This window comes from Stenotrophomonas sp. STEN147 (assembly GCF_056757995.1).
The window spans coordinates 31,315-57,259 of sequence record NZ_JBRRCG010000018.1; the positions used below are offsets into that span (position 1 = coordinate 31,315).

The following is a 25,945-nucleotide window of genomic DNA, read 5'->3' on the forward strand; positions in this document are numbered from 1 at the left end:
CCCCATGAACGCAGAAGGCCCCACCGCCCGGCAGGGCGGAGGGGCCTTCGCCGCACGCGCGATTACTTGCGCTTGGCGGCCTTGCGCACGGCCTTCTTGGCCGGAGCCTTCTTCGCCGGGGCCTTCTTGGCAGCGGCCTTCTTCAGCGGCGCAGCCTTGCGGGCGACAGCCTTCTTGGTGGTCGCTGCCTTCTTGGCAACCGTCTTGCGGGTGGCAGCGGCCTTCTTGCCGACAACCTTCTTGGCGGCAGCCGTCTTCTTGGTGGCGACCTTGCGGGTAGCGGCAACCTTCTTGCCGACAACCTTCTTCGCGGCCACGGTCTTCTTGCCAGCCACCTTCTTGGCGGCGACCGTCTTCTTGGCCACGGCCTTCTTGGCGGTGGCCACCTTCTTGCCGACAACCTTCTTCGCGGCGGCGGCCTTCTTGGCAACCGTCTTCTTGGTGGCGGCCGCCTTCTTGGTGGCGGCCTTCTTCACCGTGGCGACCTTCTTGCCGGCAGCCTTGGTGGCGGCCTTGGTGGACTTCTTGGCAACAGCAGCCTTCTTGGCGACAGTCTTGCCGGCAGCGGCCTTCTTCTTGGCCACTTCCTTCTTCAGGGCAGCGGCTTCGGCCTTGGCATTCTTCTTGGCGGCTTCCAGCTTCTGCTTGGCCTTGGCGACCGTCTTGCCGACCGACTTGGCGGCCTTCTCGGCCTTCTTGGCAACGGTCTTCTCGACCTTGGCCACGGCCTTCTTGGCCTTGGCGACGCGGGTGGTGGCGGCCTTGCGGGCGCGCTTGACGGTCTTCTTGACCGACTTCACTGCGTCTTCAGCGGCGTGGGCGATGGTCTCGCCGACGTTGGTGGCGGTTTCTTTCGCGTTCTCGACGGCGTCGGTCACGACCGACACACCATTACCGTTGCTCATGTTGCCCTCCTGGGGGCGTGGATTGTCAAAACGGGGCGATGCTATACCGACAATGACGATCGTGGAACGGGTGGTCCGCCTGCAATCGCGCCTGCTGCGACGATAGTAGTGTAGAGGGAGGCCGGTGCTGCTACCGTCGATCCGCAGCAAACCCCTTTTTTTCAGCGCTGCGCCATGGGATTGAGGTGCACGCCGCGGCGACGGGCTGCCTGCACGCCCCTCGCCGGAACCTGCACGCACGACGTGCCATCGCGCACCTTGGATCGGCGGAACTGCGCAAGTATCAGAAGCTGTCCTGACCATGCCGGCGGACACGCCCTCTCGGTGTGGCGCCGATGGCCGACCGTACCGCAGGCGGGTCAGCCGGCGTCGAGCGCCGCATCGACGAGGGTCGCTTTCATCGCGCATTTATCCACGCCGCGGCAGATTCATTCAGCTTGTTTTACCGTATGGGCCAACGGCCCCCATTCCACGCCTGCGAACCGACTCCCATGCGACCGCTACCTACCCTGCTCACGCTCGCAATCGCCGCCGCCTTCGGTGGCTTCGTCGCCACCGGCATCAACGCCCACCTGGACAACCGCGCCGACGCCGCGCCCTTGCCGGCTGCCCTTCCGGCCACCGCCGCATTGCCGGCTTCGGTCGCCGGCCAGCCGGTGCCTTCGCTGGCACCGATGCTGGAAAAGACCATGCCCGCCGTGGTCAGCGTCAATACCAAGCAGGTGGTACGGGTACGCAACCCCTTCTTCAACGACCCGTTCTTCCGCCGCCTGTTCCCGGACATCCCGCAGGAACGGATCAACGAATCGCTGGGTTCGGGCGTCATCATCGATGCGAAGGAAGGCCTGGTGCTGACCAACCACCACGTCATCGAGAACGCCGATGACGTGCAGGTGACGCTCGCTGACGGGCGCACGGTCAAGGCGGAGTTCCTCGGCTCGGACCGCGACACCGACATCGCCCTGATCCGCATCCCCGCGCAGAACCTGACCGAGATCAAGCTCGGCAACAGCGACCAGCTGCGGGTCGGCGACTTCGTGGTGGCGATCGGCAATCCGTTCGGCTTCAGCCAGACGGTGACCTCGGGCATCGTCTCGGCGGTCGGCCGCAGTGGCATCCGTGGGCTGGGCTACCAGAACTTCATCCAGACCGACGCCTCGATCAACCCGGGCAACTCCGGAGGTGCGCTGGTCGATCTGCAGGGCCAGCTGGTCGGCATCAACACCGCCAGCTTCAACCCGCAGGGCAGCATGGCCGGCAACATCGGCCTGGGCCTGGCCATTCCCACCAACCTGGCGCGCAGCGTGGTCGACCAGCTGGTCAAGCATGGCGTGGTGGTGCGCGGCACCCTGGGCGTGGAAAGCCAGAACCTGAGCGCGCAGATCGCCCAGGGCCTGGGCCTGGGCGAAACCCGCGGCGCGCTGATCACCCGGGTACTGGCCGGTTCGGCCGGTGCGGCGGCCGGGCTGAAGCCGGGCGACGTGGTGGTTGCCGCCAACGGTCAGCGCGTGGACAGCGCCGAAGCCCTGCACAACGTGGAGGGCCTGGCAGCGGTAGGCAGCGTACTGGCGCTGGACGTGCGCCGCGAAGGCAAGCCGCTGCAGATCCGGGCGACGCTGAAGGAGCAGGCGCGCGCCGCCAGCGGCGACAGCCTGGACCCGCGCCTGGGCGGCGCGACCTTCGTCGACCTGCCCGAATCGCTGCGCCAGTCCGGCGTACGCGGGGTGCTGGTCAGCGAGGTCAAGCGCGGCAGCCGCGCAGCCAGCAACGGGCTCCAGCAGGGCGACATCATCACCGATGCCACGGTGGGTGAATTCGCCGACCTGGCCAGCTGGCGCGCCAATTTCCAGCAGCGGCCGCCGACCCTGGTGCTGCGCATCCTGCGCAACAACGGCCAGCAGCAGGGCCAGTTGGTGATGCGCTGATCGCTCCGCCGTAACACCCCCTATACCCGGCCAGTGCTATTGCTGTACGTCCCTGTCGGCTGAAGCCGATCGTCCGTTCCCCCATCGCAACAGGAGTGATTCGATGAGCCCCACCAATACCGAGAACCTGAAGGAACACCTGGGTGAAGCCGGTTCCCACCTCAAGCAGGCCGCCAGTGCTGCCGGCGGTGCGATCAAGGGCGCGACCGGCGCTGCGACCGACGAACTGCGCATCGGCAAGGCCAACGTCAAGGCCGAGCTGTCCGACACCGCGCTGTCCGGCCTGGCTGCGGCTGAATTCGGCGGCGCTGCCGCCAAGGAACAGGTCGATGCACTGATGGACAAGGGCAAGGATCTGATCGACAGCGCCGCTGAACTGATCCGTGAACGTCCCTTGGCATCGTTCGGTGTTGCCTTCGCCACTGGCTGGATCATCGCCAAGCTGGCTCGCGGCAGCAGCGACAAGTAAGTCCACGGCGTGAGCGAAGACAACACGCAACGCCCCGATCCGGCGGCCACCCCGCCGCTGGACGAGAGCATCCGCCAGGTCGGCGCGGCCGGTCGCGCCGCCGCCGATTCGGCCAAGCACACGCTGCGCTCGCTGCGTCGCCTGGCCTCGTCGGATTTCGCGCTCGCCCGCAGTGCGTTCGGCCGGGCCCTGGCCTGGGCGGGCGTGGCGATCGTGTTCGGGGCCTCGGCCTGGCTGCTGATGGCCGCCACGCTCATCGCCCTGCTGCAGAGCTGGGGCCTGAGCTGGCTGCAGGCACTTCTGATCACCTCGCTGATCAGCCTGGCAGTGACCGGCTACTCAATCTGGCGGGTGTCCTACTTCTTCCACCACACCGGCATGCACGCTACCCGGCGCCAGCTGTCGCGCCTCGGCCTGTTCGACGAGCCCAGCGAAGACGATCCCGATGCCGGCGTACAGATTCCGGAGGGCAAGCCATGAAGTTCGGCGCATTGCAGCGGCGGGTGAAGCGTTGCGAACAGGTGGTGGCCGTGCGCATGGGTGAAACCCAGGACAACTGGACCGTGCTCAGCGAGGTCTGGCGCCGGGGCTGGTCCCCCCTGCGTATCGTGGTGGTCGGCCTGGCCGGTGGCTTCGTGGCCGGCAAGCTGGAAGTGCCGGGCAAAGTGAACGGTGCACGCTGGCTGCAGATGATCGGCTCGGTCTCCAGCCTGGTGGCCAGCGGCCAGGCAGCACTGGCTGCCGCCGTGGCAGCCTACGCCGCCGACACCGCAGACGATGCGGCCGACACTGCCGAAGCCGCCGCCGACCCGGTCGCTCCTGCTGCTGCCGCGGCGCCCGCTTCCGCGCCACCTGCCGAGCCTGAGGCGCGCGAACCGCGGCCTGCAGAAGCGGCCACCGAACTGTCGGAACGTTGACGAACAGCATCCGCCGCGTTGACCGCGGCGGACGGATAATAGGCTCCCCTTCCCGGTCGGTACGTCGATGAGCGAGTCCCTCCTGTCCCCGTCACCGGCCGAACCCGCACCGTCTGCTGCCGCCCTTCCGCCGCCCGCCCGCCCGCGCGGGCCGATGTCGCTGGTGGTGCTGGCAACGCTGGCGGTGGCCTACACGCTGTGGGCCGCACAGGACATCATCCTGCCGGTACTGCTGGCGATGTTCTTCGCGCTGGTCGGCAACCCGATCCTGCGCCTGCTGCAGAAGCTGTGGATTCCGCGGGCGCTGGGAGCGCTGCTGGTTCTCGGTGCCGGCCTGGGCGTGACCAGCTCGCTGGCCGTGCAGCTGATCGGCCCGGCGATGGAATGGGCGCAGGAAGCGCCACAACAGCTGCGCAAGGTCGCCCGGCAGGTACAGGATCTGACCAAGCCGGTGCAGCAGGCCAATCTGGCGGCCGAGAATTTCGCCCGCGTTGCCGGCGGCGACAGCAATCGCAAGGTGCAGGTGATCCGCACCCAGCTGGACGATCCCTATCGCATGCTGACCCGCGCACCCCGGCTGGCCGCCTCGGTACTGGCCGTGGTCCTGCTGACGCTGTTCTTCATGATCTATGGGCAGAGCCTGCAGCGCGCGGCGATCGCATTGTTCCCGAATCGCCAGCAACAGCGCTTCACCAGCGACATCCTGCGCTCGATCGAGCGCGAGGTGTCGCGCTATGTGCTGACCATCAGCGTGATCAACACGCTGGTCGGCCTGGTTTTCGCGGGTGTGCTGATGCTGCTGGGGATCGGCCTGCAGGAAGCGCTGCTGTGGGGGACGGTGGCGGCACTGCTGAACTTCGCGCCCTATGTGGGCCCGTTGATCGGAGTGGCGCTGATGCTGCTGATGGGCTTCGTCGAATTCCGCGACCCGCTGCAGGCACTGCTGCCCGCCGCGGCGTATCTGGGCCTGCATACCCTGGAGGGCCAGCTGGTGACCCCGATCGTGCTGGGCCGGCGCATGAAGCTCTCGCCGCTGGTCCTGATCCTGGCACTGATGGTGTTCGGCTGGGCCTGGGGCATGATCGGGCTGCTGCTGGCGGTGCCGCTGCTGGTCTGCATCAAGCTGGTGCTGGCCCGGCTGGACGGCATGCAGGGCTGGGCGCGCCTGCTGGAATGAAAGCGCGCGCGGGCAGGCGTAGAATGACCGGGTGAATTTCCCCGTCCTTGCCATCACCCTCGACCTCGACGACACGCTGTGGCCGTTCGCACCGATCGGCGCCCGCATCGACCAGGTGCTGCACGACTGGATGCGTGAACACAGCCCGGCCACCGCCGCGATGTATCCGCTGGCGGCGATGCGCGAACTGCGCGAGCGCTCGTTCCGCGACAACCCGCATCTGCATCATGACCTGAGCGCGCTGCGCCGGCTGACGCTGCGTGAGGCGCTGCAGAACAGCGGCGCCAGCCTGGACCTGCTGGAGCCGGCCTACGAAGCGTTCTATGCCGCGCGCAACCAGGTGGAGTGCTATCCCGATGCCCTTGATGCCCTGGCGCGTATCGCCGCGCGGGTACCGGTGGCCGCGCTGAGCAATGGCAATGCGGACCTGCAGCGGATCGGGCTGGCCCATCATTTCGCCTTCCAGCTGGGTGCGCGCGAACATGGCGCGGCGAAGCCGGAGGCGAGCATTTTCCATGCCGCGTGTGCCCGGCTGGGCGTGGCCCCGGCGCAGGTGCTGCATGTCGGTGACCACATCGAGATGGACGTGGCCGGCGCCATCGCCGCCGGCCTGCGCGGCTGCTGGATCAACCGCGACGCCGCCACCTGGACCCATCCGCAGCTGCAGCCCGACCTGCAGTTCGACACCCTCACCGGCCTGGCCGACTGGTTGGACGCCAACCTCGGCGCCACCGCACCCCGGAGCAACTGACGCATGAGCGAGATCACGGGCTTCACCGCCGACACTTCTGCCGCACTGCCGCTGTACGTGCTGGATCGCGAGCAGTTCGCCCGCTGGAACGCCGGGCAGCCGGCCGCCACGCAGGCCTGGCTGGCCTCGCAGGGCTTCACCGCCGGCTCGCACAGCATCGCCCTGCTGCCCGGCAGCGAGGGCCTGGCCGGTGCGGTGATGGGCGTGGGCGATCGCGGCGATGCCTACAGCTATGCGCACGCGCCGCACGCCCTGCCCGAAGGCAGCGTGTGGCAACTGGCCAGTGAGCTGCCGGCCAGCGAGCAGGCACTGCTGCAGCTGGGCTGGGGCCTGGGCAGCTATCGCTTCGACCGCTACCGCAAGCGCAACCGGCACCCGGCGCAGCTGGTTGCCGCACCGACGGGGGAAGTGGCGGATCTGATCGCCGCCAGCCTGCGCGTGCGCGACTGGGTCAACACGCCCACCGAAGACATGGGTCCGCAGCAGCTGGAAGAGGCCGCACGCACGCTGGCAGCGGCGCACGGCGCCGAGGTCGAAGCGATCACCGGTGATGCGCTGCTGGCGCAGAATTTCCCGGCCATCCATGCCGTCGGCCGCGCATCGCATCGTGCACCGCGCCTGGTCGTGCTGCGCTGGGGCAAGCCGGCGGATCCGGCGCTGGTGCTGGTCGGCAAGGGCGTGTGCTTCGATACCGGCGGGCTGGACATCAAGCCGGCCGATGGCATGCGCAACATGAAGAAGGACATGGGCGGCGCCGCGCACGCGCTGGCCCTGGCAGGACTGGTGATGGCCCAGCAGCTGCCGGTGCGCCTGACCCTGCTGGTGCCGGCGGTGGAGAACGCGATCGGCCCGGATGCGTTCCGTCCGGGCGAAGTGATCGCCACCCGCAAGGGCCTGAGCGTGGAGATCGACAACACCGACGCCGAAGGCCGTGTGATCCTGTGCGACGCGTTGACCTTCGCCGCGGAGCAGAAGCCGGACCTGGTGCTGGACTTTGCGACCCTGACCGGCGCTGCGCGCATCGCGCTGGGCCCGGACCTGCCGGCACTTTTCAGCAACGATGACACCGTCGCCCAGCAGTGGCTGCAGGCCGGAGATGAAACGCGCGACCCGGTCTGGCGCATGCCGCTGTGGCGTCCCTACCTGCGTTACCTGAGCAGCGGCATCGCCGACCTGGCCAATGCCGGTTCGCGCATGGCGGGCTCGGTTACCGCCGCGCTGTACCTGGAGCGCTTCCTTGAGGATGGCCAGCGCTGGGCGCACCTGGATGTGTACGCCTGGAACGATGGCGAACGGCCGGGCCGCCCGGCCGGCGGCGAAGCACTGGCCCTGCGCTCGGCCTGGGCGATGCTGAAGGCACGCTACGCCTGAGCGCAGCCGATGCGCGGGTGGAGCCGGACAGGGGTCCGCTCCACCGGGTTGTGACGAAAAATTGAATTCCGGCCACGGTCGGGTTCTGCGAGGATGTGTCGGTCGACCACCCACACATTCCGTGAAGGCAGGACTCCGACCATGTCGCTCTTCCGCTACACCCGCGCCGGCCAGGAGCCGCGCACACCGCGCAGGCATTCGCCGCTGCCTTGGATCGCCCTGATCGCCCTGATTCTTGGCGGGATCACGCTGGGCTTTGCCTGGCTGGCCGGCTGGGTCGGCCACCGCCTCACCGCGCAACGCTTCACCGACACCATCGAGGCCACCGGCCCGGCCCATCCCGGGTTCCGCCGTGCGCACAGCAAGGGCGTGTGCGTCAGTGGCTGGTTCGCACCCAGTGCACAGGCGCCGACGCTGTCCAGCGCGCGCGTGTTCTCGCAGGCCCGGGTACCGGTGCTGGGCCGCCTGTCGATCGGTGGTGGCGATCCCCATGGGGCCGATGGCAGCGCCCGGGTGCGCAGCATCGCCCTGCAGCTGGTCAGCGACGATGGTCAGGAATGGCGGATGGCGATGAACAGTTTCCCGTTCTTCGCGGTGCCGACGGCGGAGGCCTTTTTCGAACAGACGCAGGCGCAGATACCGGATCCGGCCACCGGCAAGCCCGATCCGCAGAAGATGGCGGCGGTGCTGGCCAAGTACCCCAGCGCCCAGGCGTTCCAGCAATGGGCACGGACCGCGCCGTGGACCGACAGCTGGGCCAACACCCGCTTCAACAGCGTCAACAGCTTCTGGTTCACCAATGCGCAGGGCCAGCGACGTGCCGTGCGCTGGCAATGGCAGCCCCACACGCCGGTCGCCGAGCTTGATGCCGACGCCCGCAAGCGCGCCGATGTCGATTTCCTCAGCCAGGACCTGCAGCGCCGGCTGGCGGCCGGCCCGGTGCAATGGGACCTGGTGGTCAGCATCGCCGAACCGGGGGACGCCATCGATGATCCGTCGGTGCCCTGGCCGGACGCGCGGGAAACGGTGGTGGCAGGCGTGCTGAGCCTGGAGCGCATGCAGTCGCAGGAACAGGGCGCCTGCGGCGAGCTGAACTTCGACCCGCTGATCCTGCCCAGCGGCATCCGCGGCAGTGACGATCCGATCCTGGCCGCGCGGTCGGCGGTCTATTCGCAGTCGTTCAACCGGCGCGAGCGCGAGCGCGCGGCCGGAGCGGCAGCGCAACCGAAGGAGGCTGCACGATGAGCACCGGCAATGGCCACTTCAACCTGTTGGCGCGGGTACTGCACTGGTCGATGGCGGTGCTGATCATCGCCATGCTGTTCATCGGCGTGACCATGGTCGCCTCGCTGCACCTGCGGCCGATGCTGCTCGACCTGCACCGCCCGCTGGGCATCGCGATCGGCGTGCTGGTGCTGCTGCGCCTGTACAACCGCCTGCGCCACCGGCCGCCGCCGCTGCCGGCCGATCTTCCGGTGTGGCAGGTGATGGCGGCAAAGGCATCGCACTGGATGCTGTACGCGCTGATGCTGGCAATGCCGCTGGTGGGCTGGGCAATGCTGTCCGCGGGGGGCTACCCCATCGTGCTGGGGGGCGGACTGCACCTGCCACCGATCGTGCCGCACACACCGGCACTGTATGCAGCGCTGCGCAGCGCGCACAGCCTGCTGGCCTACGTGCTGTTCGCCACGGTGCTGATGCATGTCGGTGCCGCCCTCTTCCACCTGTGGGTCCGCCGCGATGGCGTGTTCCAGGCGATGGCGCGCGGGAAGGACTGACGCGACTGCGGCCTTTCGATCGCCGGCGGGCCAGCGAACCCCTCGGGAGCCGCCGGGCATGGCTCGGCTCAAAAGGGTCGAGCCACTCCGCTACAGCCAGCCCTTCTGCCGTGCCAGCCGGTACGCCTCGATCCGGTTGGCCACGCCCAGCTTGCCGATGCACTCGGACAGGTAGTTGCGCACCGTGCCGTGCGACAACCCCAGCTGCTCGGCGATCTCGCTGGCAGTCCGTCCTTCGCCCGCCAGGCGCAGCACGCGCCGCTCGCGGTCGGTCAGCGGGTCCGCCTGTGACCAGGCATCGAGTGCCAGCTGTGGGTCGATCGCACGCACGCCCTGCTTCACCTTGCGCAGTGCATCGGCCAGGTTCTCCGCTGGCGCGTCCTTGAGCAGATAGCCGAGCACGCCTGCGTCCAGCGCGCGGCGCAGGAAGCCGGCACGCGCGAAGGTGGTCACGATCACCACCTTGATGGGCAGTTCGTGGCGTGCGATGCGCTGGGCCAGTTCCAGCCCTGACAGACCGGGCATCTCGATATCGGTCACCAGGATGTCCGGCTTCAGCTGCTGCAGCATGCGCCAGGCGGCCTCGCCATCGGCGGCGCTGCCCAGCACCTCGATGTCCGCCTCCAGGCCGAGCAATGCGGACAGTGCGCCGCGCACCATGGCCTGGTCTTCCGCCAGCAGGATGCGGATCATGCCGCGCCATCCTGCGCCACCGGCGCGGGTGCAGCGGGCGGCAACGGGACAGTGGCCGCCGAAAGCGGCACGCGCACGCTCAGCACCGTGCCCTCGCCGCGCGGAGACTGCACGGTGAGATACCCGCCCAGCGCCGCGGCGCGCTCACGCATGCCGCTCAGTCCATTGCCCTCGGCCTGCATGCCACCCCGGCCATCATCGCGGATCTGCATCACCAGTACTTTTCCTTCCTTCATGAAGTCCACCCGCGCCTGTGTCGCCTGCGCATGGCGGGCAATATTCGTCGCGGCCTCCCGCAGGACCAGCGCCAGGCCACGCTCCACCTCCACCGGCATCGGCGGCGGCGGCGCGTACTGCAGATGCACCTGCTGGCACTCCAGCAGCAGCCGCGCCGAGGCCAGCTCCCCGGCCAGGTCGCTGGCCCGGATGCCGGTGACCGCACTGCGCACCTGCGCCAGCGCTTCGCGGGCGATGGCCTCGGCCTCGCCAATCTCCTGCCGCGCGCGCGCGTCGCCGCGATCGTGCAGTTTGCGTGCCAGCTCCAGTTTCAGCGTGATCAGCGACAGGGTGTGGCCCAGCAGGTCGTGCAGGTCGCGACCGATCCGCTCACGCTCGGCGGTGGTGGCCAGTCGCCGCACTTCCTCCTGCGAGAGCTGCAATGCCGCGTCCTTCTGCTGGTTGATCGCCTCCACGTTCACCACCAGGCCGACGATGTACGACACCGCCGGAATCCAGACCAGGCTCTGCCACGGATACTGGAACCACACGGCGAGACTGCAGAACAGGATGTTCAGGCCGGTGAGCTGCAACAGATACGTCCACCAGCTGCCCCGCCCGCTCACCCTCAGCAGCACGCAGCCGAACACGAAGTAGGTCAGCCCGGCCGGATACCAGGGCAGCAGCACAAGCGCCATCGCGATCAGGCCCAGCGCATAACGGGGCGCATGATGGCGTGGAGCCACCATCACCCTCGCGTACAGCAGCAGGAACACCGGGTAACTGGCCAGCGTCAGCAGCAGCCAGCGCAGGTTGAAGCCGTGGCCGAGCAGTGGGGTCAGGACGATCCACACCGACCACAGCAGATGGATCGCCTCGCTCCAGGGCGACTTGCCACGCCGCAGCGTGTCGGCGACCGCCGAGTCCGGCGCAGGGCGCAGCAGGGAGGCCAGCCAGCTCGATGACACGGGAGGGTCCAGGCGGGAACGATCGCTGCCGATCATGCCAGTTCAGCCGATCCTGCGCAGGCGCAGGCGCAACAGCCCGCTGATCGCGGTACTCTTGCCGGCGCCGTTACGACGCACCTGCATCTGCTGCAGGCCAGCCAGCGACGGGGCGATCGGAGCCATGGGCGGTACCGGTAGCGGGGACGTTGCCATCCTGCGCCCCCTTGGTCACGTTTCGCAGTTGCCACCGTCAAGGTCATCGGATGACAGCTGTCACTGCCGTCATCCCCGTGCCTGCCGTCATGCTGTGCCGCACGCTCCACTGCCGGAACCGCCGCTGTCCGCCCTTCCGGTCACACCCGCCCGAACGCCTGTGATGGAACGAATGAACGCTTCTGCCGAGCTGTTGAAGGAACTCCGTATCGAACGCAAGTCACCGCCGCCTGCCTCTGGTGGTGGTGGCAGCGGGCGCCGCTGGCTGTGGATCGCCGTGATCGCGGTGGTGCTGCTCCTGGCCGCAGGCGCCTTCGCGTTGTTCGGCCGCACTCCGGCCGTGCAGGTGGAAACCGCACCGGCGGTCGCCATCCAGCATGGCAGCGCCAGCAGCTCGGTCCTCGATGCCAGTGGTTATGTCGTCGCCCGGCGCATGGCTACGGTGTCGGCCAAGATCACCGGCAAGGTGCGCGAGGTGATGATCGAGGAAGGCATGCGCGTGGAGGCGGGACAGATCATGGCCACCCTCGACCCGATCGATGCCGACGCACAGCGCAGTCTGTATGCCTCGCAGCTGCAGGCCGCACGCAGCCAGGTGGCCGGACTGGAGGCACAGCAGAGGCAGGCGGCGGCAGAGGCCAGCCGGCTGCAGGCGCTGGTCGGGCAGCAGCTGGTCTCGCGTTCGCAGTACGACCAGGCCGTGGCCCAGCGCGACAGCCTGCGCGCGCAGCTGGAAACCGCACAGCGCAACGTGAAGGTGGCCAACGACCAGCTGGCGATCGCCGACCTTGGGGTGGACAACAACATCGTGCGTGCGCCGTTCTCCGGCGTGGTCACTGCCAAGGCGGCACAGCCGGGCGAGATCGTCTCGCCGCTGTCGGCCGGTGGCGGCTTCACCCGCACAGGCATCGGCACCATCGTCGACATGGATTCGCTGGAGATCGAGGTCGAGGTCGGCGAAGCCTTCATCGGCCGCGTGCAACCGAAGATGCCGGTGGAAGCCATCCTCAATGCCTATCCGGAATGGAAGATTCCGGCCGAGGTGATCGCCATCATCCCCACCGCCGACCGGGGCAAGGCGACGGTGAAGGTGCGCGTGGCCCTGAAGCTGAAGGACCCGCGCATCGTGCCGGAGATGGGCGTGCGGGTCAGCTTCCTGGAACAGGCGGCACCGCAGGCTGAAGCCAAGCCGCAGGGCGTGCGTGTGCCGGCAGGCGCGGTGGTCGAGCGCGAGGGTGCATCGGTGGCCTTCGTGCTCGGCGACGAGAACCGCGTGCAGCAGCGCACGGTCCAGGCTGGCCAGGCCATGGGCAAGGATCGCCAGCTGCTCAAGGGTGTGAATGCGGGCGAGCTGGTGGTGGTCAACCCGCCGGACACCCTGCGCGATGGCACCCGGGTCCAGCAGAAACAAACGCAGTAGCGGCACGGCGCCTTCCGGGGCGCCGCCAGCGGCACCGTTCGACAACGACACCGTTCCACGCATGCCCGGCCGGCGGCCGGGGTGCGTCACCGTTTCCCGCCTACGTGGAGAACCACCCATGTCGACCCTGGTTTCACTGCGCAACATCACCAAGACCTACCAGCGTGGTCCCGAGAAGGTGCAGGTGCTGCACGGCATCGACCTGGACATCGCCCGCGGCGACTTCGTCGCGTTGATGGGGCCGTCCGGTTCAGGCAAGACCACCCTGCTCAATCTGATCGGTGGCCTGGACAATCCCAGCGGCGGCGAGATCAGCATCGAAGGCGAGCGCATCGACCAGATGAGCGGTGGCCAGCTGTCGACCTGGCGCAGCCACCACGTTGGCTTCGTGTTCCAGTTCTACAACCTGATGCCGATGCTGACCGCGCAGAAGAACGTGGAACTGCCGCTGCTGCTGACCCATCTCAATGCCGCGCAGCGCCGCCGCAACGCCGAGATCGCGCTGACCCTGGTCGGCCTGGCCGACCGCCGCAACCATCGACCCAACGAGCTGTCCGGCGGCCAGCAGCAGCGCGTGGCGATCGCCCGGGCGATCGTCTCCGACCCGACCTTCCTGATCTGCGACGAACCCACCGGCGATCTCGACCGCCAGTCCGCCGAGGAGATCCTGGGCCTGCTGCAGCAGCTCAACCGCGAACACGGCAAGACCATCATCATGGTCACCCATGACCCGAAGGCCGCCGAGTACGCCACGCACACGGTGCACCTGGACAAGGGCGAGCTGGCCGACGCGCCGCTGGCCCACTGACGGAGGCCACAGCGATGAAATACTTCTCTCTGGTCTGGGCGCAGCTGTTCCGCAGCCGCACCCGGACCCTGCTGACCCTGCTGTCGGTGGTGGCCGCGTTCCTCCTGTTCGGCATGCTCGACTCGGTGCGCGTGGCATTCACCTCCGGTGGCAGCGTGGAAGGGGCCAACCGCCTGGTGGTGGCCTCGCGCCTGTCGATCACCCAGTCGCTGCCGATCCGCCTGGAAACGCAGATCCGCCAGGTGGCGGGCGTGCGCGACGTGGCCTATGGCATGTGGTTCGGCGGCATCTACCAGGATCCGAAGAACTTCTTCCCGAACTTCTCGGTATCGCCCAACTACTTCGACGTCTACCGCGAACTGCAGATCGACCCGGCGCAGCTGGAAGACTGGAAGAACACCCGCACCGGTGCGATCGTCGGCGAGACCCTGGCCAAGCAGTTCGGCTGGAAAGTCGGCGACACCATCCCGCTGCAGGCGACGATCTTCCCGCGCGGCGGCAGCAACGACTGGCCGCTGGAACTGAAGGGCATCTTCCGTTCCAAGGATCCGGCGCAGGCCTCCAACGAAGAGCGCCAGCTGATGATGAACTGGAAGTACTTCGATGAGTCCAACGACTACATCAAGAACCAGGTCAGCTGGTACACGGTGACGCTCGACAACCCCGACCACTCTTCGCGGGTGGCACAGGCCATCGATGCGATTTCCGCCAACTCCGACCACGAAACCAAGACCCAGACCGAATCGGCGTTCCAGCAGGCCTTCGTCAAGCAGTTTGCCGACATCGGCATGATCGTCACCTCGATCATGGGCGCGGTGTTCTTCACCCTGCTGCTGCTGACCGGCAACACCATGGCCCAGGCCGTGCGCGAGCGCGTGCCGGAGCTGGCCACGCTGAAGACACTGGGCTTCAAGGACAGCACGGTGCTGATACTGGTGATGATCGAATCGGTGCTGCTGATCGGTCTCGGTGGCCTGATCGGCATGGGCCTGGCGGCACTGATCCTGCCCGCCATCGGACCGAAGAGCATGGGCCTGCTGCCGCCGCACATCCCCACCCCGACCTGGCTGATGGGATTGGGCCTGATCGTGGTGATCGGCGCGGTCGTCGGCCTGCTGCCGGCGCTGCGCGCCAAGCGCCTGAAGATCGTCGACGCACTGGCCGGCCGCTGAGGAGGACACCGACATGTTCAAGAACAAGCTCAAGAAGTGGTTCGGCAACACGGTGACCGTGCTGGCGCTGGCAATCGGCCTGGCGGTATGGATCGGCCTGCCGTGGGTGGGCGTGCTTGCCGTGGCGGTGCTGGTGGGGCTGTGGCTGGCGCTGACCCGCAGCGGGCGGCTGGCCCTGGCCGCCACCCGCATCGGCATCGCCAGCCTGCCGCAGCGCTGGGGGGCATCCTCGGTGATCGTGGTCGGCATCGCCGGCGTGGTCGGCGTGCTGGTGGCGATGCTGGCGATGGGCGAAGGCTTCCAGGCCACGCTCAGCAACACCGGCGATGACACCACCGCCATCGTGCTGCGCGGTGGCTCACAGGCGGAAACCAATTCGGTCATCACCCGCGAGCAGGTACCGACGCTGTCCACTCTGCCCGGGATCAGCCGCGATGCGCAGGGACGGCCGCTGCTGTCGCCTGAACTCTCGCAGGTGGTCAACCTGGTCTCCAAATCGGACGGTACCGACGTCAACGCGCAGTTCCGGGGGGTCGGGCCGCAGGCGTGGGCGGTGCATGACAAGGTCAAGATCATCGAAGGCCGCAAGTTTGCTACCGGCCTGCGCGAGATCGTGGTCGGCCAGGGCGCCAAGGGCCAGTTCCGCGACATGGAGGTCGGCAGGACGCTCACCCTGGGCAACCAGACCTGGACGGTGGTCGGTGTGTTCGCCACCGGTGATGCGCATGACTCCGAACTGTGGACCGACGCCGATACCCTGGCCACCACGTACCAGCGCAGTGCCTGGCAGTCGATCAGCGTGCGTACCGAGGGCAAGCCGGGCTTCGATCAGTTCAAGGCCGCCGTCGCCGCCGATCCGCGCCTGAAGCTGGACGTGGAAACCACCCGTGCGTACTACAGCAAGCAGGGCGGCGGCCTGACCAAGCTGATCGACATCCTCGGCAAGGTGATCGGTACGATCATGGCGGTGGGCGCGGTGTTCGGCGCGCTCAACACCATGTATGCCGCCGTGGCCACGCGTGCGCGCGAAATCGCCACCATGCGCGCGATCGGTTTCCGCGGACTGCCGGTGGTGACCGCGGTGATGCTGGAAACGATGCTGCTGGCCCTGCTCGGCGGCCTGCTGGGCTGCACGGTGGCATGGCTGTTGTTCAATGGCTACAGCGTGTCCACCATCGGCAGCAACTTCAGCGCGGTGGTGTTCAAGTTCCACGTATCGCCGGAACTGCTGTGGACGGGGCTGAAGTGGGCCCTGGGCATCGGCCTGGTCGGTGGCCTGTTCCCGGCGCTGCGCGCCGCCCGCCTGCCGATCACCACGGCACTGCGCGAAACCTGATGCATGCGCCGCCAGCGGAGGCGGCGCGGACGCGGGACGGGGCCGGTGCTCCGTCCCGCGTTGCTTTCCGGCTCAGCGCTTTGCCGCCCGCATCGTGCGCAGGTTGTCACCGATGAACAGCAGCAGTCCGGCCCAGATCGCTGCAAAACCGACGGCCTTGGCCATGTCGAACGATTCGTGGAAGAAGAACACGCCGAGCAGCAGCTGCAGGCTCGGTGCGATGTACTGCAGGATGCCCACCAGCGACAGCGCGATGCGCTTCACACCGTAGGCGAAACCGATCAGCGGCACGGCGGTGACCACGCCGCCGAAGATCAGCAGCAGATCGTTGCGCAGGCCCCAGCCGCTGAAGAATCCGCCACCGTGGCCATTCTCGGCCCAGACCGCGAACGCCAGCGCAGGCAGGAACAGATACAGGCTTTCCACGCCCAGCCCGGCTACGGGATCGACCGAGACCAGCTTGCGCAGCAGGCCGTACAGGCCGAACGAACAGGCCAGGCCCAGCGCGATCCACGGCGGCGTGCCAGCGTCGAGAGTCAGCCAGGCCACGCCCACCGCCGCCATGCCCACCGCCACCCACTGCAGCCGGCGCAGGCGTTCCTTCAGCACCAGCACCCCCAGCAGCACGTTCACCAGCGGGTTGATGAAGTAGCCCAGGCTGGTCTCGATCACGTGGCCGGCATTGACGGCCCAGATGTACAGGCCCCAATTGAACGCGATGGTCAGGCTCGACACCGCCAGGATCGGCAGCGCGCGCGGCTGCGCGGCGATCTTCCGCCACCAGCCCAGTTTCGCACTGAGCAGCAGCCAGGCCACCACCAGCACCGTGCTCCAGATGATGCGATGGGCGATGATCTGGAACGATGGCACTTCATTGAGCAGGTGCCAGTACACCGGCACCAGTCCCCACAGCACGAAGGTGGATGCGGTGACCAGCAGGCCCCGGCGTTGTTCTGTCTCGTCGATGTTCATCGCTTGCGCGTCCTTGCCATTGTCAGTACCACCACGCCCAGCAGAATCACCACCATCGCCAGCACGTCGCGCCAGCCGAAGCGTTCGCTGTTGAGGGCTGCGCCCAGCAGCACCGCGATCACCGGGTTGACGTAGGCATAGCTGCCGGCCAGCGCCGGGCGTACGTTCTGCAGCAGCCACACGTAGGCCGTGAACGCGACGATCGAGCCGAACACGCACAGATAGGCCATGGCCAGCAGGCCACCAGTATCGGGCAGCGTGGTGGGTCGCTCACCCGCCGCCAGCCCGATCAGCACCAGCAGCACGCCGCCGCAGATCATCTGCCCGGCGGCCGTCATGAACGGGCCAGGCAGGTCCAGGCCGCGCGCCCACACCGAGCCGAAGGCCCAGCCGATCGGTGCGATCAGCAGCAGCACCAGCCCGGTGGGCGTCGCCGTCAGGCTGCTGCCCGCATTCAGCCAGACAACGCCGAGGAAGCCGATGGCAATGCCCAGCCATTCGCCGCGGCTGGCGTGCTGGCCGCGCAGCGCCGAGAACAGCGCCATCCACAGGGGCACCGACGCCACCGCCGTGGCCGCCAGGCCGGACGACACATCGCGTTCGGCCAGCACCACCATGCCGTTGCCCAGCACCAGCATGGTCACCCCCATGAGCACCAGGCTGCGCCACTGCCGCAACGTCGGCTTCGGCATTTTCCAGAACAGGCGCAGCGCCAGGTACATCAGGCCCCCGGCGATGATGAAGCGGCTGCCGGAGACCATCGTCAGCGGCAGCGCACCGCCGTGCAGGGCCTTGGCGATACCGAGATAGGTCGAGCCCCAGACCACGTAGACCAGCAGCAGCGCCAACACGACAAGGCCGCCCCGGGGGGCAGCCGCAGACGGAACAGGGGGAGCCGACATGACGCACCAAGGGACCGGGGGAAGGCGGATTCTAGGACGTTTTGAGTATGGTCCGGCACCCCGCAAGGTGGCACGCTGTCGTCCATCCATGCACCCTGTCCTGGCCTGCCACCCCGCGTTGACGGGTCATGCAGTACCAAGAAGGCTGCCCGGCTGCGCCACCACATGGTCGGACGCTGTATTTTCCGCGCACGGACGCTATCGCATCGAGGATCCCCGCCCAGATGAGCACCACGCCCCACCCTGCTGTTCCCGCGACCGACGGCGCCGCATTGCGCCGCTCGATCTCCAATACCCTCAAAGGCTCCGCCGGTAACCTGGTGGAGTGGTATGACGTCTACGTGTACTCGGTGTTCGCCGTGTACTTCGAGTCGCAGTTCTTCTCGCCGGAAGACAAGAACTCCACGATGTACGTCTGGGCGATCTTCGCCGCGACCTTCCTGATGCGCCCGATCGGTGCCTGGTTCTTCGGCCGCTTCGCCGACCGCCACGGCCGTCGCCTGGCCCTGACCGTATCGGTCACGCTGATGGCGTTCTGCTCCTTCATCATCGCCATCACCCCCACTGCCGCCAGCATCGGCATCTGGGCGGCGATCATCCTGCTGTTCGCGCGCCTGCTGCAGGGCTTCGCCACCGGTGGCGAGTACGGCGCGAGCGCCACCTACATGTCCGAGGCCGCCATTCCGGGTCGTCGTGGCTTCCTGTCCTCCTTCCACTACGTCACCCTGGTCGGCGGCCATGTGCTGGCCCAGCTGACCCTGTTCCTGATGCTGAACGTCTGGGGCAAGCCGGAGATCTCCGAGTTCGGCTGGCGCATCGCCTTCGGCATCGGTGGCATCGCCGCGGTCGTGGTGTTCTGGCTGCGCCGTGGCATGGATGAGTCGCTGGAAGAATCCTCGATCGAGGCCGCGCGCGAAGGCAAGGCCAAGAAATCCGGTTCGATGTACGAACTGTTCGTGCACCAGTGGCGCCCGCTGCTGCTGTGCTTCCTGATCACCGCCGGCGGCACCATTGCCTTCTACACCTACTCGGTGAACGGCCCGAAGATGATCCAGAGCGCCTTCGCAGGCGACGACCCGATGACCGGCACCCTGATCAACCTGGGCGTGCTGGCCTTCCTGATGGTGCTGCAGCCGGTCGGCGGCTGGCTGTCGGACATCATCGGGCGCAAGAGCCTGCTGGTGTTCTTCGGCGTGGGCGGCGTGCTGTACAGCTGGTACCTGATCACGCAGCTGCCGCACCAGCACGATGCTACCTTCGCCTTCCTCACCCTGGCGCTGGGCTTCGTCATCCTCACCGGCTACACCTCGATCAACGCCGTGGTGAAGGCCGAACTGTTCCCGACCCACGTACGGGCACTGGGCGTGGGCCTGGGCTACGCGCTGGCCAACTCGCTGTTCGGCGGTACGGCCCCGCTGCTGTACCAGGGCGCGCTGAAGACCGGCCACGTGGACTGGTTCGCCATCTATGTCACCGCCACCATCGCGGTATCGTTGGTGGTCTATGTGTTCTTCCTCACCAACAAGGGCCCGAACTGGCTCGACGGCACCCGCAAGTAAGGATGCCGTGCTGATGGCAGCCACCGGTGCAATGCCGGTGGCTGCCGCATCTCCCGCCACGCCCCTGATGTGGGCCGCCCTGCTGCTGACGGTGGCAACCACGCTGGCCTGGCTGCTGCGACGCCCGGGCGCGCAGGCGCGCTGGCCACGCACCGGCTTCGGCATCGCCCTTCTGGTGTTCGCCACCGCGCTTGCACTGCAGCTGGCAGTGGACCTGGGCAGCGGTCACAGCTCGCTGCGGATGAACCTGCTCGGCCGCTTCAGCGGCCTGCGCACGGTCAGCCTCGGCACCATGATCACCTGCTACCTGGCGGCATTGGCCGCCAGCGCATGGGGTGCCTGGACGCTGCTGCGCAGGCGCTAGCCGTCAGCGGCGTGCCGCCTCGCTCTTGTCGCGGGCAGCGCGGAACTCGGAGTCCTTCTCCCAGGTCGGCCAGCGCCGGCTGTTGGCCAGCTCCGCGCCCAGGTCGTAGACCAGCAGCGTATCGGCGGCATGACCGCTGGGATCCCAGCCCGGCGTCCATGCGTCGCAGGCCTGGTGATAGCAGTCGGCGAAGTACTTCTCGCGCAGCGCGCGCCCGGCGTCCACGCCGCCGTCCAGCTTGTCCAGGCCCGGGCCGATGGTGATCGCCGGTACACCCAGCCGGGCGAAGGCGAAATGGTCGGCGCGGTAGAAGAAACCGGCCTCCAGGTTGGGGTCCGGGCTGTAGCTGCGGCCGCGTGCCTTGGCCACCCGCTCCAGGTCGCCTTCCAGCGATACCCGGCCCTTGCCCCACGAAGCGATGTCACGGGTCGGCCCATCCGGGCTGAACATCTCGATGTTCAGTACGGCAGCGGTCTTGTCCAGCGGCGCCAGCGGATGCGCAGCGTAGTAGCTGGCCCCCAGCAATCCCTTTTCTTCAGCCGTCAGCGCCACGAAGTAGAGCGTGCGCTGCGGCTGCGGGCCGGCCGCGAACACCCGGCCCAGTTCCAGCACGGTAGCCACGCCGGTGGCGTTGTCGATGGCGCCACGGCGCACGCGGTCGCCCTTCGCATCGGGCTGGCCGATGCCGAAAGCGTCCCAGTGCGCCGAGAAGATCACTGCTTCATCGCCGTGCTCGCCGCCCGGCAGCTTGGCCACGACGTTGCGGGTCACCACCTGTTCGCGCTTGAGGGCGAAATCGACGCTCAGCCGCGCGTTGTCCAGGGCCACCGGACGGAAGTCGGCACGCATCGCCTTGCGCTTCTCCGCCTCGAAATCGAGGCCGGCGTCGGCGAAGATCGCCTCGGCCAGCTCGCGCTGCATCCAGCCGCGCAGCGGTGTGTGCTGGGCCATCGCCTCGGCCTGGCTGCGCTCGATATCGAACAACGGCGAAGTGCCCGAGCTCTTCACCGTCGCCCAGCCATAGGCCGCAGGTGCGGTCTCGTGCACGATCAGCACACCTTCGGCGCCGCGGCGCGCAGCCTCCTCGAACTTGTAGGTCCAGCGGCCGTAGTAGGTCACTGCCTTGCCATCGAACGCGCCGGGAGCGTCGGCCTCGAAATCGGCATCATTGATCAGTACCACGGCAATCTTGCCGTGCAGGTCAATGTCCTTGTAGTCGTTCCAATGGCGTTCCGGTGCGTCGATGCCATAGCCCACGAACACCAGCGGTGCATCCTTGATCTGCACCCGGGCGCGCGGCTGCAGGCTCTGCAGGGTCACATCCACGCCATTGACCAGGGCGCGGCGGCCCTGCTTCAACGCCAGGCTGGCCGTGGCCGCACCCTCCAGCTGCGCACGCACCAGCGGCACCGGCTGCACCCAGCTGCCGTCCACGCCGCCGGGTTGCAGGCCATAGCTGCGGAACTGCTCGATCAGGTACTGCACGGTGCGCTCTTCGCCTTCGCTGGCCGGAGCGCGGCCCTCGAATTCGTCCGACGCCAGTACACGCACGTGGCGCGACAGCGCCTGCGGGTCGATACCGCCGCCGGGAAGGTCATTGGCCGCCTGGGCCAGGCCACCCACGAACAGGCAGGACGACAGCAGCAACACGCGCATCGGGTTCACGGCAATACCACGGCAGGATGGGAAGTCACCAGAGTGTAACGTGACAGCAGTGCCGGCCGCAGTCCCGCTCCGTCAGCGGCGCTCGCGATCCAGCCAGCAGGCCAGTCCCTGCGCGTTGAGCTCGATGTCCATGGCCAGCACGGCCACCACCGCTGCGTCATCCAGCACACAGCCATGCTGCTGCGCGCGCTCCAGGTACAGGGCCTGCAGCGCCGCCAGCAGGCAGCGATGGCGGTCGGGCCGCTCGTCGCACTGGCGGCCGATCGCCGCCATCGCATCGATCTGCTCGAACAGGTCGCCGGCCAGCCGCTGCACCTGCTCCACGCGGCCATAGTGGGTGAGGTACATCGACTGCGGATCGTAGTCGAGCATGCGCTGGATCGACGCCTTCATCGCTTCGGGATCGAACTGCACGGGCGAAGAGGTCGGAAAAATGAAGGCGCCCTGCGCGCTGTCCAGTTCGCGGTAGGAGATACCGAAGGTATCGCCGGTGAACCAGCTGCGGCTGCGCGCATCCCATACGCAGTAGTGATGCAGTGCGTGGCCGGGCGTATGCAGCAGGAGCAGTTCGCGTCCGGCAAGATCGAGGCGATGGCCATCCTCGGCCACCACGACGCGGTGCTCGGGAATCGCCTCGATGCGGCCATAGCTGCGTGCGATCTCTTCCGCGCCGTAGACTGCGGTGGCGCCGGCGATCAGCCGGGTCGGATCGATCATGTGCGGCGCACCGCGCGGATGCAGCACGGCCCGGGCATTGGGCAGCTGCTGCATCAACAGGCCCGCACCGCCGGCATGGTCCAGATGCACATGGGTGAGCAGAAGCCAGTCCACCGCGTCGGGCTGCAGGCCGGCATCGGACAGCGCCCGCAGCATCGCCGGCACGGACAGGCCGGTGCCACAGTCCACGAAGGCGCCCCGCCCGTTCTCGACGATCAGGTAGGCCGCATCGAAGTCGGGACGTTGGAAGCCGGTATCGATGGTGTGGATGCTGGGGTCGGCGATCATCGGCACGCACCTGGCGGAATCGGAATCAGGCGTCCATGGTAGGCGCGCAGGCAGGACCGGTTCGATGCGGCTTTGGTCGGAGGCACGCACTCTGCCCCGGGACTACAACCATCGCGGTCGCAGCAGCAGTGCCAGCACCAGCACCGCCAGGAACGCGCCGTAGGCATAGAGCACCGCCAGCACCTGCGGCCAGATCGGCCCCGCGTCGGTCTGCACCAGGCCCAGGTGGTGGCCCCACAGCATCGCCACGATGCTCAGAACAAAGGCCAGCAGCAGCACCAGGCCATCGAACAGGCGCCGCCGCGACGTGCGCGGCTGGCGCGGGAACAGCCAGTACAGGCTGCCCAGCACGACGAACCAGGGCAGGAAAAGCAGCAGCGACAACCACGCCATCGCAGACTCCTTCCATAGCGCCGGGCCCGATGCCCGACTCCACATCCATCGGTAGCGCCGGGCCATGCCCGGCGGGGTGCATCAGGTAGCGCCGCCGGGCATGGGCCCGGCGTTACAGCAGCCTCCGCTCAGGCATCTTCGCGCAGCACCGCCAGCGCCGCCAGGACCGCGTCAACCTCCGCCTCCAGCTTGAACAGCTCGCTCTGCAGCGCATCACCCTGCTCGGCCTGCTTGATCACGGCGATCAACTGGCCGGCATCGCGCGGCGAATCAAAACCAATGCTCTGCATCAGCAGCGTGCCGTCGCCGGCGGTCAGCTTGAAGTAGAAGCGACCATCCTTCTCGCGGTACTGCTTGAACTGCGGCGGCGCCACACGGGCAGCGCCGGCATCCTCGCTGGCGATGTCGCCGGCGGTGGACAGGTCGCGCAACCCCACGGCGTGCCGCAGCTCATCCAGCAGCGGCATCGCGAACGTCTCGCGCAGCTGCTGGCCACGGCGCTTCAGCAGCGCCTCGATCTTTTCCGGCTCGGCCATCAGCGCGTTGTAACGCTCGCGCAACGGTGACAGCTCACCGTCGATGCGCTCGAACAACTGCTGCTTGGCATCGCCCCAGCTGATGCCCTCGGCGAATGCCCGGGCGAAAGCAGCGGTCTGCTCGGGAGTGGCGAAGGCCTGGTACATCTGGAACAGCGCCGAACCCTCGGTGTCCTTGGGCTCGCCCGGTGCGCGCGAGTCGGTCAGGATCGAGAACACCAGCTTCTTCAGCTCCTCGCGCGGCGCGAACAGCGGAATGGTGTTGTGGTAGCTCTTGCTCATCTTGCGGCCGTCGAGGCCGGCCAGCGTGGCCACCTGCTCATCGATCACCACCTCCGGCAGCGGGAAGTATTCCCTGCCATAGACGTGATTGAAGCGCTGGGCGAAGTCGCGGGCCATCTCGATGTGCTGGATCTGGTCACGACCGACCGGCACCTGGTTGGCCTTGAAGATCAGGATGTCGGCAGCCATCAGCACCGGGTACATGAACAGCCCGGCGCTGACGCCGGCATCCTCGTCCAGGCCTTCCTCGCGGTTCTTGTCCACCGCTGCCTTGTAAGCATGGGCACGATTGAGGATGCCCTTGCTGGCGATCGCGGTCAGGAACCACATCAGTTCGGTGGTTTCGCGGATGTCGCTCTGGCGGTAGAACCAGACGTGTTCCGGATCCAGGCCGCAGGCCAGCCAGCTGGCTGCGATCTCAAGGGTCGCGCGCTGGGTGCGCTGCGGATCCTGCGCCTTGATCAGGCTGTGCAGGTCGGCCAGGAAGAAGAAGCTCTCGATCCCCGGGGTGCGGCTGGCCGCGATGGCCGGACGGATGGCGCCAACGTAGTTGCCCAGATGGGGGGTGCCGGAGGGGGTGATGCCGGTAAGGACTCGGGTCGTCATGACTGCGTGGGGAAACCTTCGATGAACGGAACCAGTTTACCGTGCCCACGGCCAACCCCGTCAGGGCCTGCGGGTCGTTCATTCACCCGAGCCCACCGGAGTTCCCACATGAAACGCCTGCTGCCCCTGCTGCTGATCCTGCCCCTGGCCGGCTTCCGCCCGGTTCCGCCGCCACCGCCGATGCCGCAGGACGGCCCTGTGCGGATGACCCTGATCGACCGCGACCGCGGCACCGAACTGCGCAGCCATGCGGCCGATGGACAGCGCTGGGTGGCGGGCGAGCGCGGCCATCGCTATGCGGTACGCCTGTACAACGACAGCCCTCGGCGGGTGCTGGTGGTGCTCTCGGTGGATGGCATCAATGCCATCTCCGGCGAAGATGCCGACCCGTCGCAGACCGGCTATGTGCTCAACCCCGGCCAGCGCGCCGACATCACCGGCTGGCGCAAGAGCCAGGATGAAGTGGCGCAGTTCGTCTTCAGCAGCCCCAGTGGCAGCTATGCCAGCCGTACCGGCCGTGCGGACAACATCGGGGTGATCGGCGCGGCGGTGTTCGAGGAGGCCCGTCGCTGGCCGCTCCGACCGGAGCCGCTGCTGCGCCGTGGCGCCCCGGCGCCGGCCGCTGCGGAATCCGCTGCGGACGCCAGCGCCAGCCGCATGGACGGCTACTCAGCGCGGTCGCAGGCACCGTCGCTGGGCACCGGTCACGGCGCGCGCGAACGCTCCTCGGTGCGTGATACCGCATTCGAACGGGCCAGCCGCACGCCGGCACAGGTCGTGCAGCTGCGTTACGACAGCGCACGCGCGCTGCGCGCACGCGGCATCGTGCTCGACCCGCCTTCGCGCCTGCCGCGCGAGCCGCAGGCGTTTCCGAACCGCTACGTGCCGGATCCGCCGACACGTTGAGCCCCTGACAGCACGACGCCCGCACCAGAGGGTACGGGCGTCGACGTGGGGGAACCGCTTACCGCCGGCTGCTTACTTGTAGTCCGGGTAGTCCTTGCGCACGCTGTCTTCGAAGTCACGGACTTCCTTCTCGGCGCGGTCCTTGGCCCAGCCATACCGTTCCTGCAGGCGGCCGGCCAGATATTCGGCATTGCCCTCGGCCACATCGAAATCGTCGTTGGTCAGATCGCCCCACTTGGCCTGGGCCTTGCCCTTCAGCTGCGACCACTTGCCGGAAATGATGTCTTTGTTCATTGCTGGAAATCCTTGGTTGCAACGGCGTTCTTACCGTGGCTCCAGCTTCCCGCATCCGCTGTTGAAAGGCGGTCAACCGCTCATGAAACACATGCTCACGTGCTTGAATGGTTCACTCCATCGCCACACGCGATGGCAACAACACGGCAGCACACACGCACAAAAAAGGCCGGGAAGATCCCGGCCTTTTTCTGTTCCACACCGCGTCGGGCTTAGTTGCCCTTGGCGGCATCCTCGACCTTTTCACCGGCCTTCTGCACGTCCTTGCCGGCACCGGCAACGGTGTTGCAGCCGGCCAGCATGGCCACCGAGAACATCGACAACAGCATCAGGGCAACTACGCGCTTCATGGGCTTCTCCTTG

27 protein-coding genes are annotated in these 25,945 nt (G+C 67.7%); 16 read left to right on the forward strand and 11 right to left on the reverse strand.

Annotated elements, in window-relative coordinates:
• Positions 1-62: 62 nt before the first annotated feature.
• A complete protein-coding gene (locus ACVOKU_RS15660; RefSeq protein ID WP_481560337.1) occupies positions 63-905 on the reverse strand; it encodes a histone in 843 nt (280 codons plus the stop codon).
• 491 nt (positions 906-1,396) lie between these two features.
• Between ACVOKU_RS15660 and ACVOKU_RS15665 the strand changes: the two genes are divergently transcribed.
• The 9 genes from ACVOKU_RS15665 (at position 1,397) to ACVOKU_RS15705 (ending at position 9,293) form a co-directional block, all read left to right on the forward strand.
• Positions 1,397-2,830 carry a Do family serine endopeptidase gene (locus ACVOKU_RS15665; protein ID WP_053516532.1) on the forward strand — a complete coding sequence of 478 codons (1,434 nt, stop codon included), beginning with the start codon at positions 1,397-1,399 and terminating at the stop codon, positions 2,828-2,830.
• Between the two features lie 103 nt (positions 2,831-2,933).
• Positions 2,934-3,299, forward strand: coding sequence for a hypothetical protein (locus tag ACVOKU_RS15670; protein WP_053516533.1), 366 nt, complete (start codon positions 2,934-2,936; stop codon positions 3,297-3,299).
• A 9-nt stretch (positions 3,300-3,308) separates the two neighbouring features.
• Positions 3,309-3,779, forward strand: a complete 471-nt coding sequence (locus ACVOKU_RS15675) for a phage holin family protein (RefSeq protein ID WP_197600105.1) — start codon at positions 3,309-3,311, stop codon at positions 3,777-3,779.
• Positions 3,776-4,216, forward strand: a complete 441-nt coding sequence (locus tag ACVOKU_RS15680) for a protein sip-5 (RefSeq protein WP_481560338.1) — start codon at positions 3,776-3,778, stop codon at positions 4,214-4,216. The genes ACVOKU_RS15675 and ACVOKU_RS15680 overlap by 4 nt, the downstream gene beginning before the upstream one ends.
• 67 nt (positions 4,217-4,283) lie before the next feature.
• Positions 4,284-5,393, forward strand: a complete 1,110-nt coding sequence (locus ACVOKU_RS15685; RefSeq protein WP_481560339.1) for an AI-2E family transporter — start codon at positions 4,284-4,286, stop codon at positions 5,391-5,393.
• Between the two features lie 31 nt (positions 5,394-5,424).
• Positions 5,425-6,144: an HAD family hydrolase gene (locus ACVOKU_RS15690; RefSeq protein WP_065174216.1), complete on the forward strand. Its 720-nt coding sequence runs from the start codon at positions 5,425-5,427 to the stop codon at positions 6,142-6,144.
• A gap of 3 nt (positions 6,145-6,147) precedes the next feature.
• Positions 6,148-7,515 (forward strand): leucyl aminopeptidase family protein, encoded by a 1,368-nt coding sequence (locus tag ACVOKU_RS15695; protein WP_481560340.1) that lies wholly within the window; start codon positions 6,148-6,150, stop codon positions 7,513-7,515.
• A 141-nt stretch (positions 7,516-7,656) separates the two neighbouring features.
• Positions 7,657-8,760, forward strand: coding sequence for a catalase family peroxidase (locus ACVOKU_RS15700; RefSeq protein WP_481560341.1), 1,104 nt, complete (start codon positions 7,657-7,659; stop codon positions 8,758-8,760).
• Entirely contained in the window at positions 8,757-9,293 is a 537-nt protein-coding gene (locus ACVOKU_RS15705) for a cytochrome b (RefSeq protein WP_481560342.1), read from the forward strand. Before ACVOKU_RS15700 ends, ACVOKU_RS15705 begins: the two co-directional genes overlap by 4 nt.
• Positions 9,294-9,383: 90 nt before the next feature.
• Here the strand turns inward: ACVOKU_RS15705 and ACVOKU_RS15710 are convergent, their stop codons facing one another.
• Together ACVOKU_RS15710 and ACVOKU_RS15715 are read right to left on the reverse strand one after the other, a co-directional pair.
• Positions 9,384-9,986 (reverse strand): response regulator transcription factor, encoded by a 603-nt coding sequence (locus ACVOKU_RS15710; RefSeq protein WP_193395762.1) that lies wholly within the window; start codon positions 9,984-9,986, stop codon positions 9,384-9,386.
• Positions 9,983-11,206, reverse strand: a complete 1,224-nt coding sequence (locus ACVOKU_RS15715; protein WP_481560343.1) for a sensor histidine kinase — start codon at positions 11,204-11,206, stop codon at positions 9,983-9,985. The genes ACVOKU_RS15710 and ACVOKU_RS15715 overlap by 4 nt, the downstream gene beginning before the upstream one ends.
• Positions 11,207-11,534: 328 nt before the next feature.
• Here ACVOKU_RS15715 and ACVOKU_RS15720 point away from each other — a divergent pair, with 328 nt between their 5' ends.
• The 4 genes from ACVOKU_RS15720 to ACVOKU_RS15735 all read left to right on the forward strand — a co-directional run bounded on the left by ACVOKU_RS15720 (position 11,535) and on the right by ACVOKU_RS15735 (position 16,098).
• Positions 11,535-12,782 carry an efflux RND transporter periplasmic adaptor subunit gene (locus ACVOKU_RS15720; protein ID WP_481560344.1) on the forward strand — a complete coding sequence of 416 codons (1,248 nt, stop codon included), beginning with the start codon at positions 11,535-11,537 and terminating at the stop codon, positions 12,780-12,782.
• Between the two features lie 118 nt (positions 12,783-12,900).
• Entirely contained in the window at positions 12,901-13,590 is a 690-nt protein-coding gene (locus ACVOKU_RS15725) for an ABC transporter ATP-binding protein (protein ID WP_053516547.1), read from the forward strand.
• Between the two features lie 14 nt (positions 13,591-13,604).
• Positions 13,605-14,762, forward strand: a complete 1,158-nt coding sequence (locus ACVOKU_RS15730; protein WP_053516548.1) for an ABC transporter permease — start codon at positions 13,605-13,607, stop codon at positions 14,760-14,762.
• Between the two features lie 13 nt (positions 14,763-14,775).
• Positions 14,776-16,098 carry an ABC transporter permease gene (locus ACVOKU_RS15735; RefSeq protein WP_128987897.1) on the forward strand — a complete coding sequence of 441 codons (1,323 nt, stop codon included), beginning with the start codon at positions 14,776-14,778 and terminating at the stop codon, positions 16,096-16,098.
• A 72-nt stretch (positions 16,099-16,170) separates the two neighbouring features.
• Here ACVOKU_RS15735 and rarD read toward each other — a convergent pair whose 3' ends face one another.
• Together rarD and yedA are read right to left on the reverse strand one after the other, a co-directional pair.
• Positions 16,171-17,070 carry an EamA family transporter RarD gene (rarD, locus tag ACVOKU_RS15740; RefSeq protein WP_180876916.1) on the reverse strand — a complete coding sequence of 300 codons (900 nt, stop codon included), beginning with the start codon at positions 17,068-17,070 and terminating at the stop codon, positions 16,171-16,173.
• Positions 17,067-17,972 (reverse strand): drug/metabolite exporter YedA, encoded by a 906-nt coding sequence (gene yedA, locus ACVOKU_RS15745; RefSeq protein ID WP_481560345.1) that lies wholly within the window; start codon positions 17,970-17,972, stop codon positions 17,067-17,069. The genes rarD and yedA overlap by 4 nt, the downstream gene beginning before the upstream one ends.
• A gap of 224 nt (positions 17,973-18,196) precedes the next feature.
• On the opposite strand from yedA, the gene ACVOKU_RS15750 reads away from it, so the two are divergent.
• On the forward strand, positions 18,197-19,531 hold the full coding sequence (locus tag ACVOKU_RS15750; protein WP_481560346.1) for an MFS transporter: 1,335 nt from the start codon (positions 18,197-18,199) through the stop codon (positions 19,529-19,531).
• Between the two features lie 67 nt (positions 19,532-19,598).
• On the forward strand, positions 19,599-19,895 hold the full coding sequence (locus ACVOKU_RS15755) for a hypothetical protein (protein ID WP_481560357.1): 297 nt from the start codon (positions 19,599-19,601) through the stop codon (positions 19,893-19,895).
• A gap of 3 nt (positions 19,896-19,898) precedes the next feature.
• On the opposite strand, the gene ACVOKU_RS15760 is transcribed toward ACVOKU_RS15755, so the two are convergent.
• The 4 genes from ACVOKU_RS15760 to ACVOKU_RS15775 all read right to left on the reverse strand — a co-directional run bounded on the left by ACVOKU_RS15760 (position 19,899) and on the right by ACVOKU_RS15775 (position 24,382).
• Positions 19,899-21,551 carry a M28 family metallopeptidase gene (locus ACVOKU_RS15760; RefSeq protein WP_111186493.1) on the reverse strand — a complete coding sequence of 551 codons (1,653 nt, stop codon included), beginning with the start codon at positions 21,549-21,551 and terminating at the stop codon, positions 19,899-19,901.
• An 81-nt stretch (positions 21,552-21,632) separates the two neighbouring features.
• Positions 21,633-22,565 carry an MBL fold metallo-hydrolase gene (locus ACVOKU_RS15765; RefSeq protein WP_053520143.1) on the reverse strand — a complete coding sequence of 311 codons (933 nt, stop codon included), beginning with the start codon at positions 22,563-22,565 and terminating at the stop codon, positions 21,633-21,635.
• Between the two features lie 102 nt (positions 22,566-22,667).
• The gene (locus ACVOKU_RS15770; RefSeq protein WP_065182023.1) at positions 22,668-22,958 is read right to left on the reverse strand and encodes a hypothetical protein; all 291 of its coding nucleotides are present in this window, start codon (positions 22,956-22,958) and stop codon (positions 22,668-22,670) included.
• Between the two features lie 128 nt (positions 22,959-23,086).
• Positions 23,087-24,382: a tryptophan--tRNA ligase gene (locus tag ACVOKU_RS15775; protein WP_197572246.1), complete on the reverse strand. Its 1,296-nt coding sequence runs from the start codon at positions 24,380-24,382 to the stop codon at positions 23,087-23,089.
• A gap of 108 nt (positions 24,383-24,490) precedes the next feature.
• Between ACVOKU_RS15775 and ACVOKU_RS15780 the strand changes: the two genes are divergently transcribed.
• The gene (locus tag ACVOKU_RS15780) at positions 24,491-25,288 is read left to right on the forward strand and encodes a hypothetical protein (protein ID WP_065174207.1); all 798 of its coding nucleotides are present in this window, start codon (positions 24,491-24,493) and stop codon (positions 25,286-25,288) included.
• Between the two features lie 72 nt (positions 25,289-25,360).
• Here ACVOKU_RS15780 and ACVOKU_RS15785 read toward each other — a convergent pair whose 3' ends face one another.
• Complete coding sequence (locus ACVOKU_RS15785) at positions 25,361-25,582, reverse strand: CsbD family protein (protein WP_019661831.1); 222 nt, start codon at positions 25,580-25,582, stop codon at positions 25,361-25,363.
• Between the two features lie 212 nt (positions 25,583-25,794).
• Positions 25,795-25,932 carry an entericidin A/B family lipoprotein gene (locus ACVOKU_RS15790; protein WP_053520147.1) on the reverse strand — a complete coding sequence of 46 codons (138 nt, stop codon included), beginning with the start codon at positions 25,930-25,932 and terminating at the stop codon, positions 25,795-25,797.
• Positions 25,933-25,945: the final 13 nt, after the last annotated feature.

Excerpts from the sequence above, each read along its gene's own strand:
- ACVOKU_RS15660 (WP_481560337.1), bottom strand. The coding sequence starts at position 905 with ATGAGCAACGGTAATGGTGTGTCGGTCGTGACCGACGCCGTCGAGAAC.
- ACVOKU_RS15665 (WP_053516532.1), top strand. The coding sequence starts at position 1,397 with ATGCGACCGCTACCTACCCTGCTCACGCTCGCAATCGCCGCCGCCTTC.
- ACVOKU_RS15670 (WP_053516533.1), top strand. The coding sequence starts at position 2,934 with ATGAGCCCCACCAATACCGAGAACCTGAAGGAACACCTGGGTGAAGCC.
- ACVOKU_RS15680 (WP_481560338.1), top strand. The coding sequence starts at position 3,776 with ATGAAGTTCGGCGCATTGCAGCGGCGGGTGAAGCGTTGCGAACAGGTG.
- ACVOKU_RS15685 (WP_481560339.1), top strand. The coding sequence starts at position 4,284 with ATGAGCGAGTCCCTCCTGTCCCCGTCACCGGCCGAACCCGCACCGTCT.
- ACVOKU_RS15695 (WP_481560340.1), top strand. The coding sequence starts at position 6,148 with ATGAGCGAGATCACGGGCTTCACCGCCGACACTTCTGCCGCACTGCCG.
- ACVOKU_RS15700 (WP_481560341.1), top strand. The coding sequence starts at position 7,657 with ATGTCGCTCTTCCGCTACACCCGCGCCGGCCAGGAGCCGCGCACACCG.
- ACVOKU_RS15705 (WP_481560342.1), top strand. The coding sequence starts at position 8,757 with ATGAGCACCGGCAATGGCCACTTCAACCTGTTGGCGCGGGTACTGCAC.
- ACVOKU_RS15710 (WP_193395762.1), bottom strand. The coding sequence starts at position 9,986 with ATGATCCGCATCCTGCTGGCGGAAGACCAGGCCATGGTGCGCGGCGCA.
- ACVOKU_RS15715 (WP_481560343.1), bottom strand. The coding sequence starts at position 11,206 with ATGATCGGCAGCGATCGTTCCCGCCTGGACCCTCCCGTGTCATCGAGC.
- ACVOKU_RS15720 (WP_481560344.1), top strand. The coding sequence starts at position 11,535 with ATGAACGCTTCTGCCGAGCTGTTGAAGGAACTCCGTATCGAACGCAAG.
- ACVOKU_RS15725 (WP_053516547.1), top strand. The coding sequence starts at position 12,901 with ATGTCGACCCTGGTTTCACTGCGCAACATCACCAAGACCTACCAGCGT.
- ACVOKU_RS15730 (WP_053516548.1), top strand. The coding sequence starts at position 13,605 with ATGAAATACTTCTCTCTGGTCTGGGCGCAGCTGTTCCGCAGCCGCACC.
- ACVOKU_RS15735 (WP_128987897.1), top strand. The coding sequence starts at position 14,776 with ATGTTCAAGAACAAGCTCAAGAAGTGGTTCGGCAACACGGTGACCGTG.
- rarD (WP_180876916.1), bottom strand. The coding sequence starts at position 17,070 with ATGAACATCGACGAGACAGAACAACGCCGGGGCCTGCTGGTCACCGCA.
- yedA (WP_481560345.1), bottom strand. The coding sequence starts at position 17,972 with ATGTCGGCTCCCCCTGTTCCGTCTGCGGCTGCCCCCCGGGGCGGCCTT.
- ACVOKU_RS15750 (WP_481560346.1), top strand. The coding sequence starts at position 18,197 with ATGAGCACCACGCCCCACCCTGCTGTTCCCGCGACCGACGGCGCCGCA.
- ACVOKU_RS15755 (WP_481560357.1), top strand. The coding sequence starts at position 19,599 with ATGTGGGCCGCCCTGCTGCTGACGGTGGCAACCACGCTGGCCTGGCTG.
- ACVOKU_RS15760 (WP_111186493.1), bottom strand. The coding sequence starts at position 21,551 with ATGCGCGTGTTGCTGCTGTCGTCCTGCCTGTTCGTGGGTGGCCTGGCC.
- ACVOKU_RS15765 (WP_053520143.1), bottom strand. The coding sequence starts at position 22,565 with ATGATCGCCGACCCCAGCATCCACACCATCGATACCGGCTTCCAACGT.
- ACVOKU_RS15770 (WP_065182023.1), bottom strand. The coding sequence starts at position 22,958 with ATGGCGTGGTTGTCGCTGCTGCTTTTCCTGCCCTGGTTCGTCGTGCTG.
- ACVOKU_RS15775 (WP_197572246.1), bottom strand. The coding sequence starts at position 24,382 with ATGACGACCCGAGTCCTTACCGGCATCACCCCCTCCGGCACCCCCCAT.
- ACVOKU_RS15780 (WP_065174207.1), top strand. The coding sequence starts at position 24,491 with ATGAAACGCCTGCTGCCCCTGCTGCTGATCCTGCCCCTGGCCGGCTTC.
- ACVOKU_RS15785 (WP_019661831.1), bottom strand. The coding sequence starts at position 25,582 with ATGAACAAAGACATCATTTCCGGCAAGTGGTCGCAGCTGAAGGGCAAG.
- ACVOKU_RS15790 (WP_053520147.1), bottom strand. The coding sequence starts at position 25,932 with ATGAAGCGCGTAGTTGCCCTGATGCTGTTGTCGATGTTCTCGGTGGCC.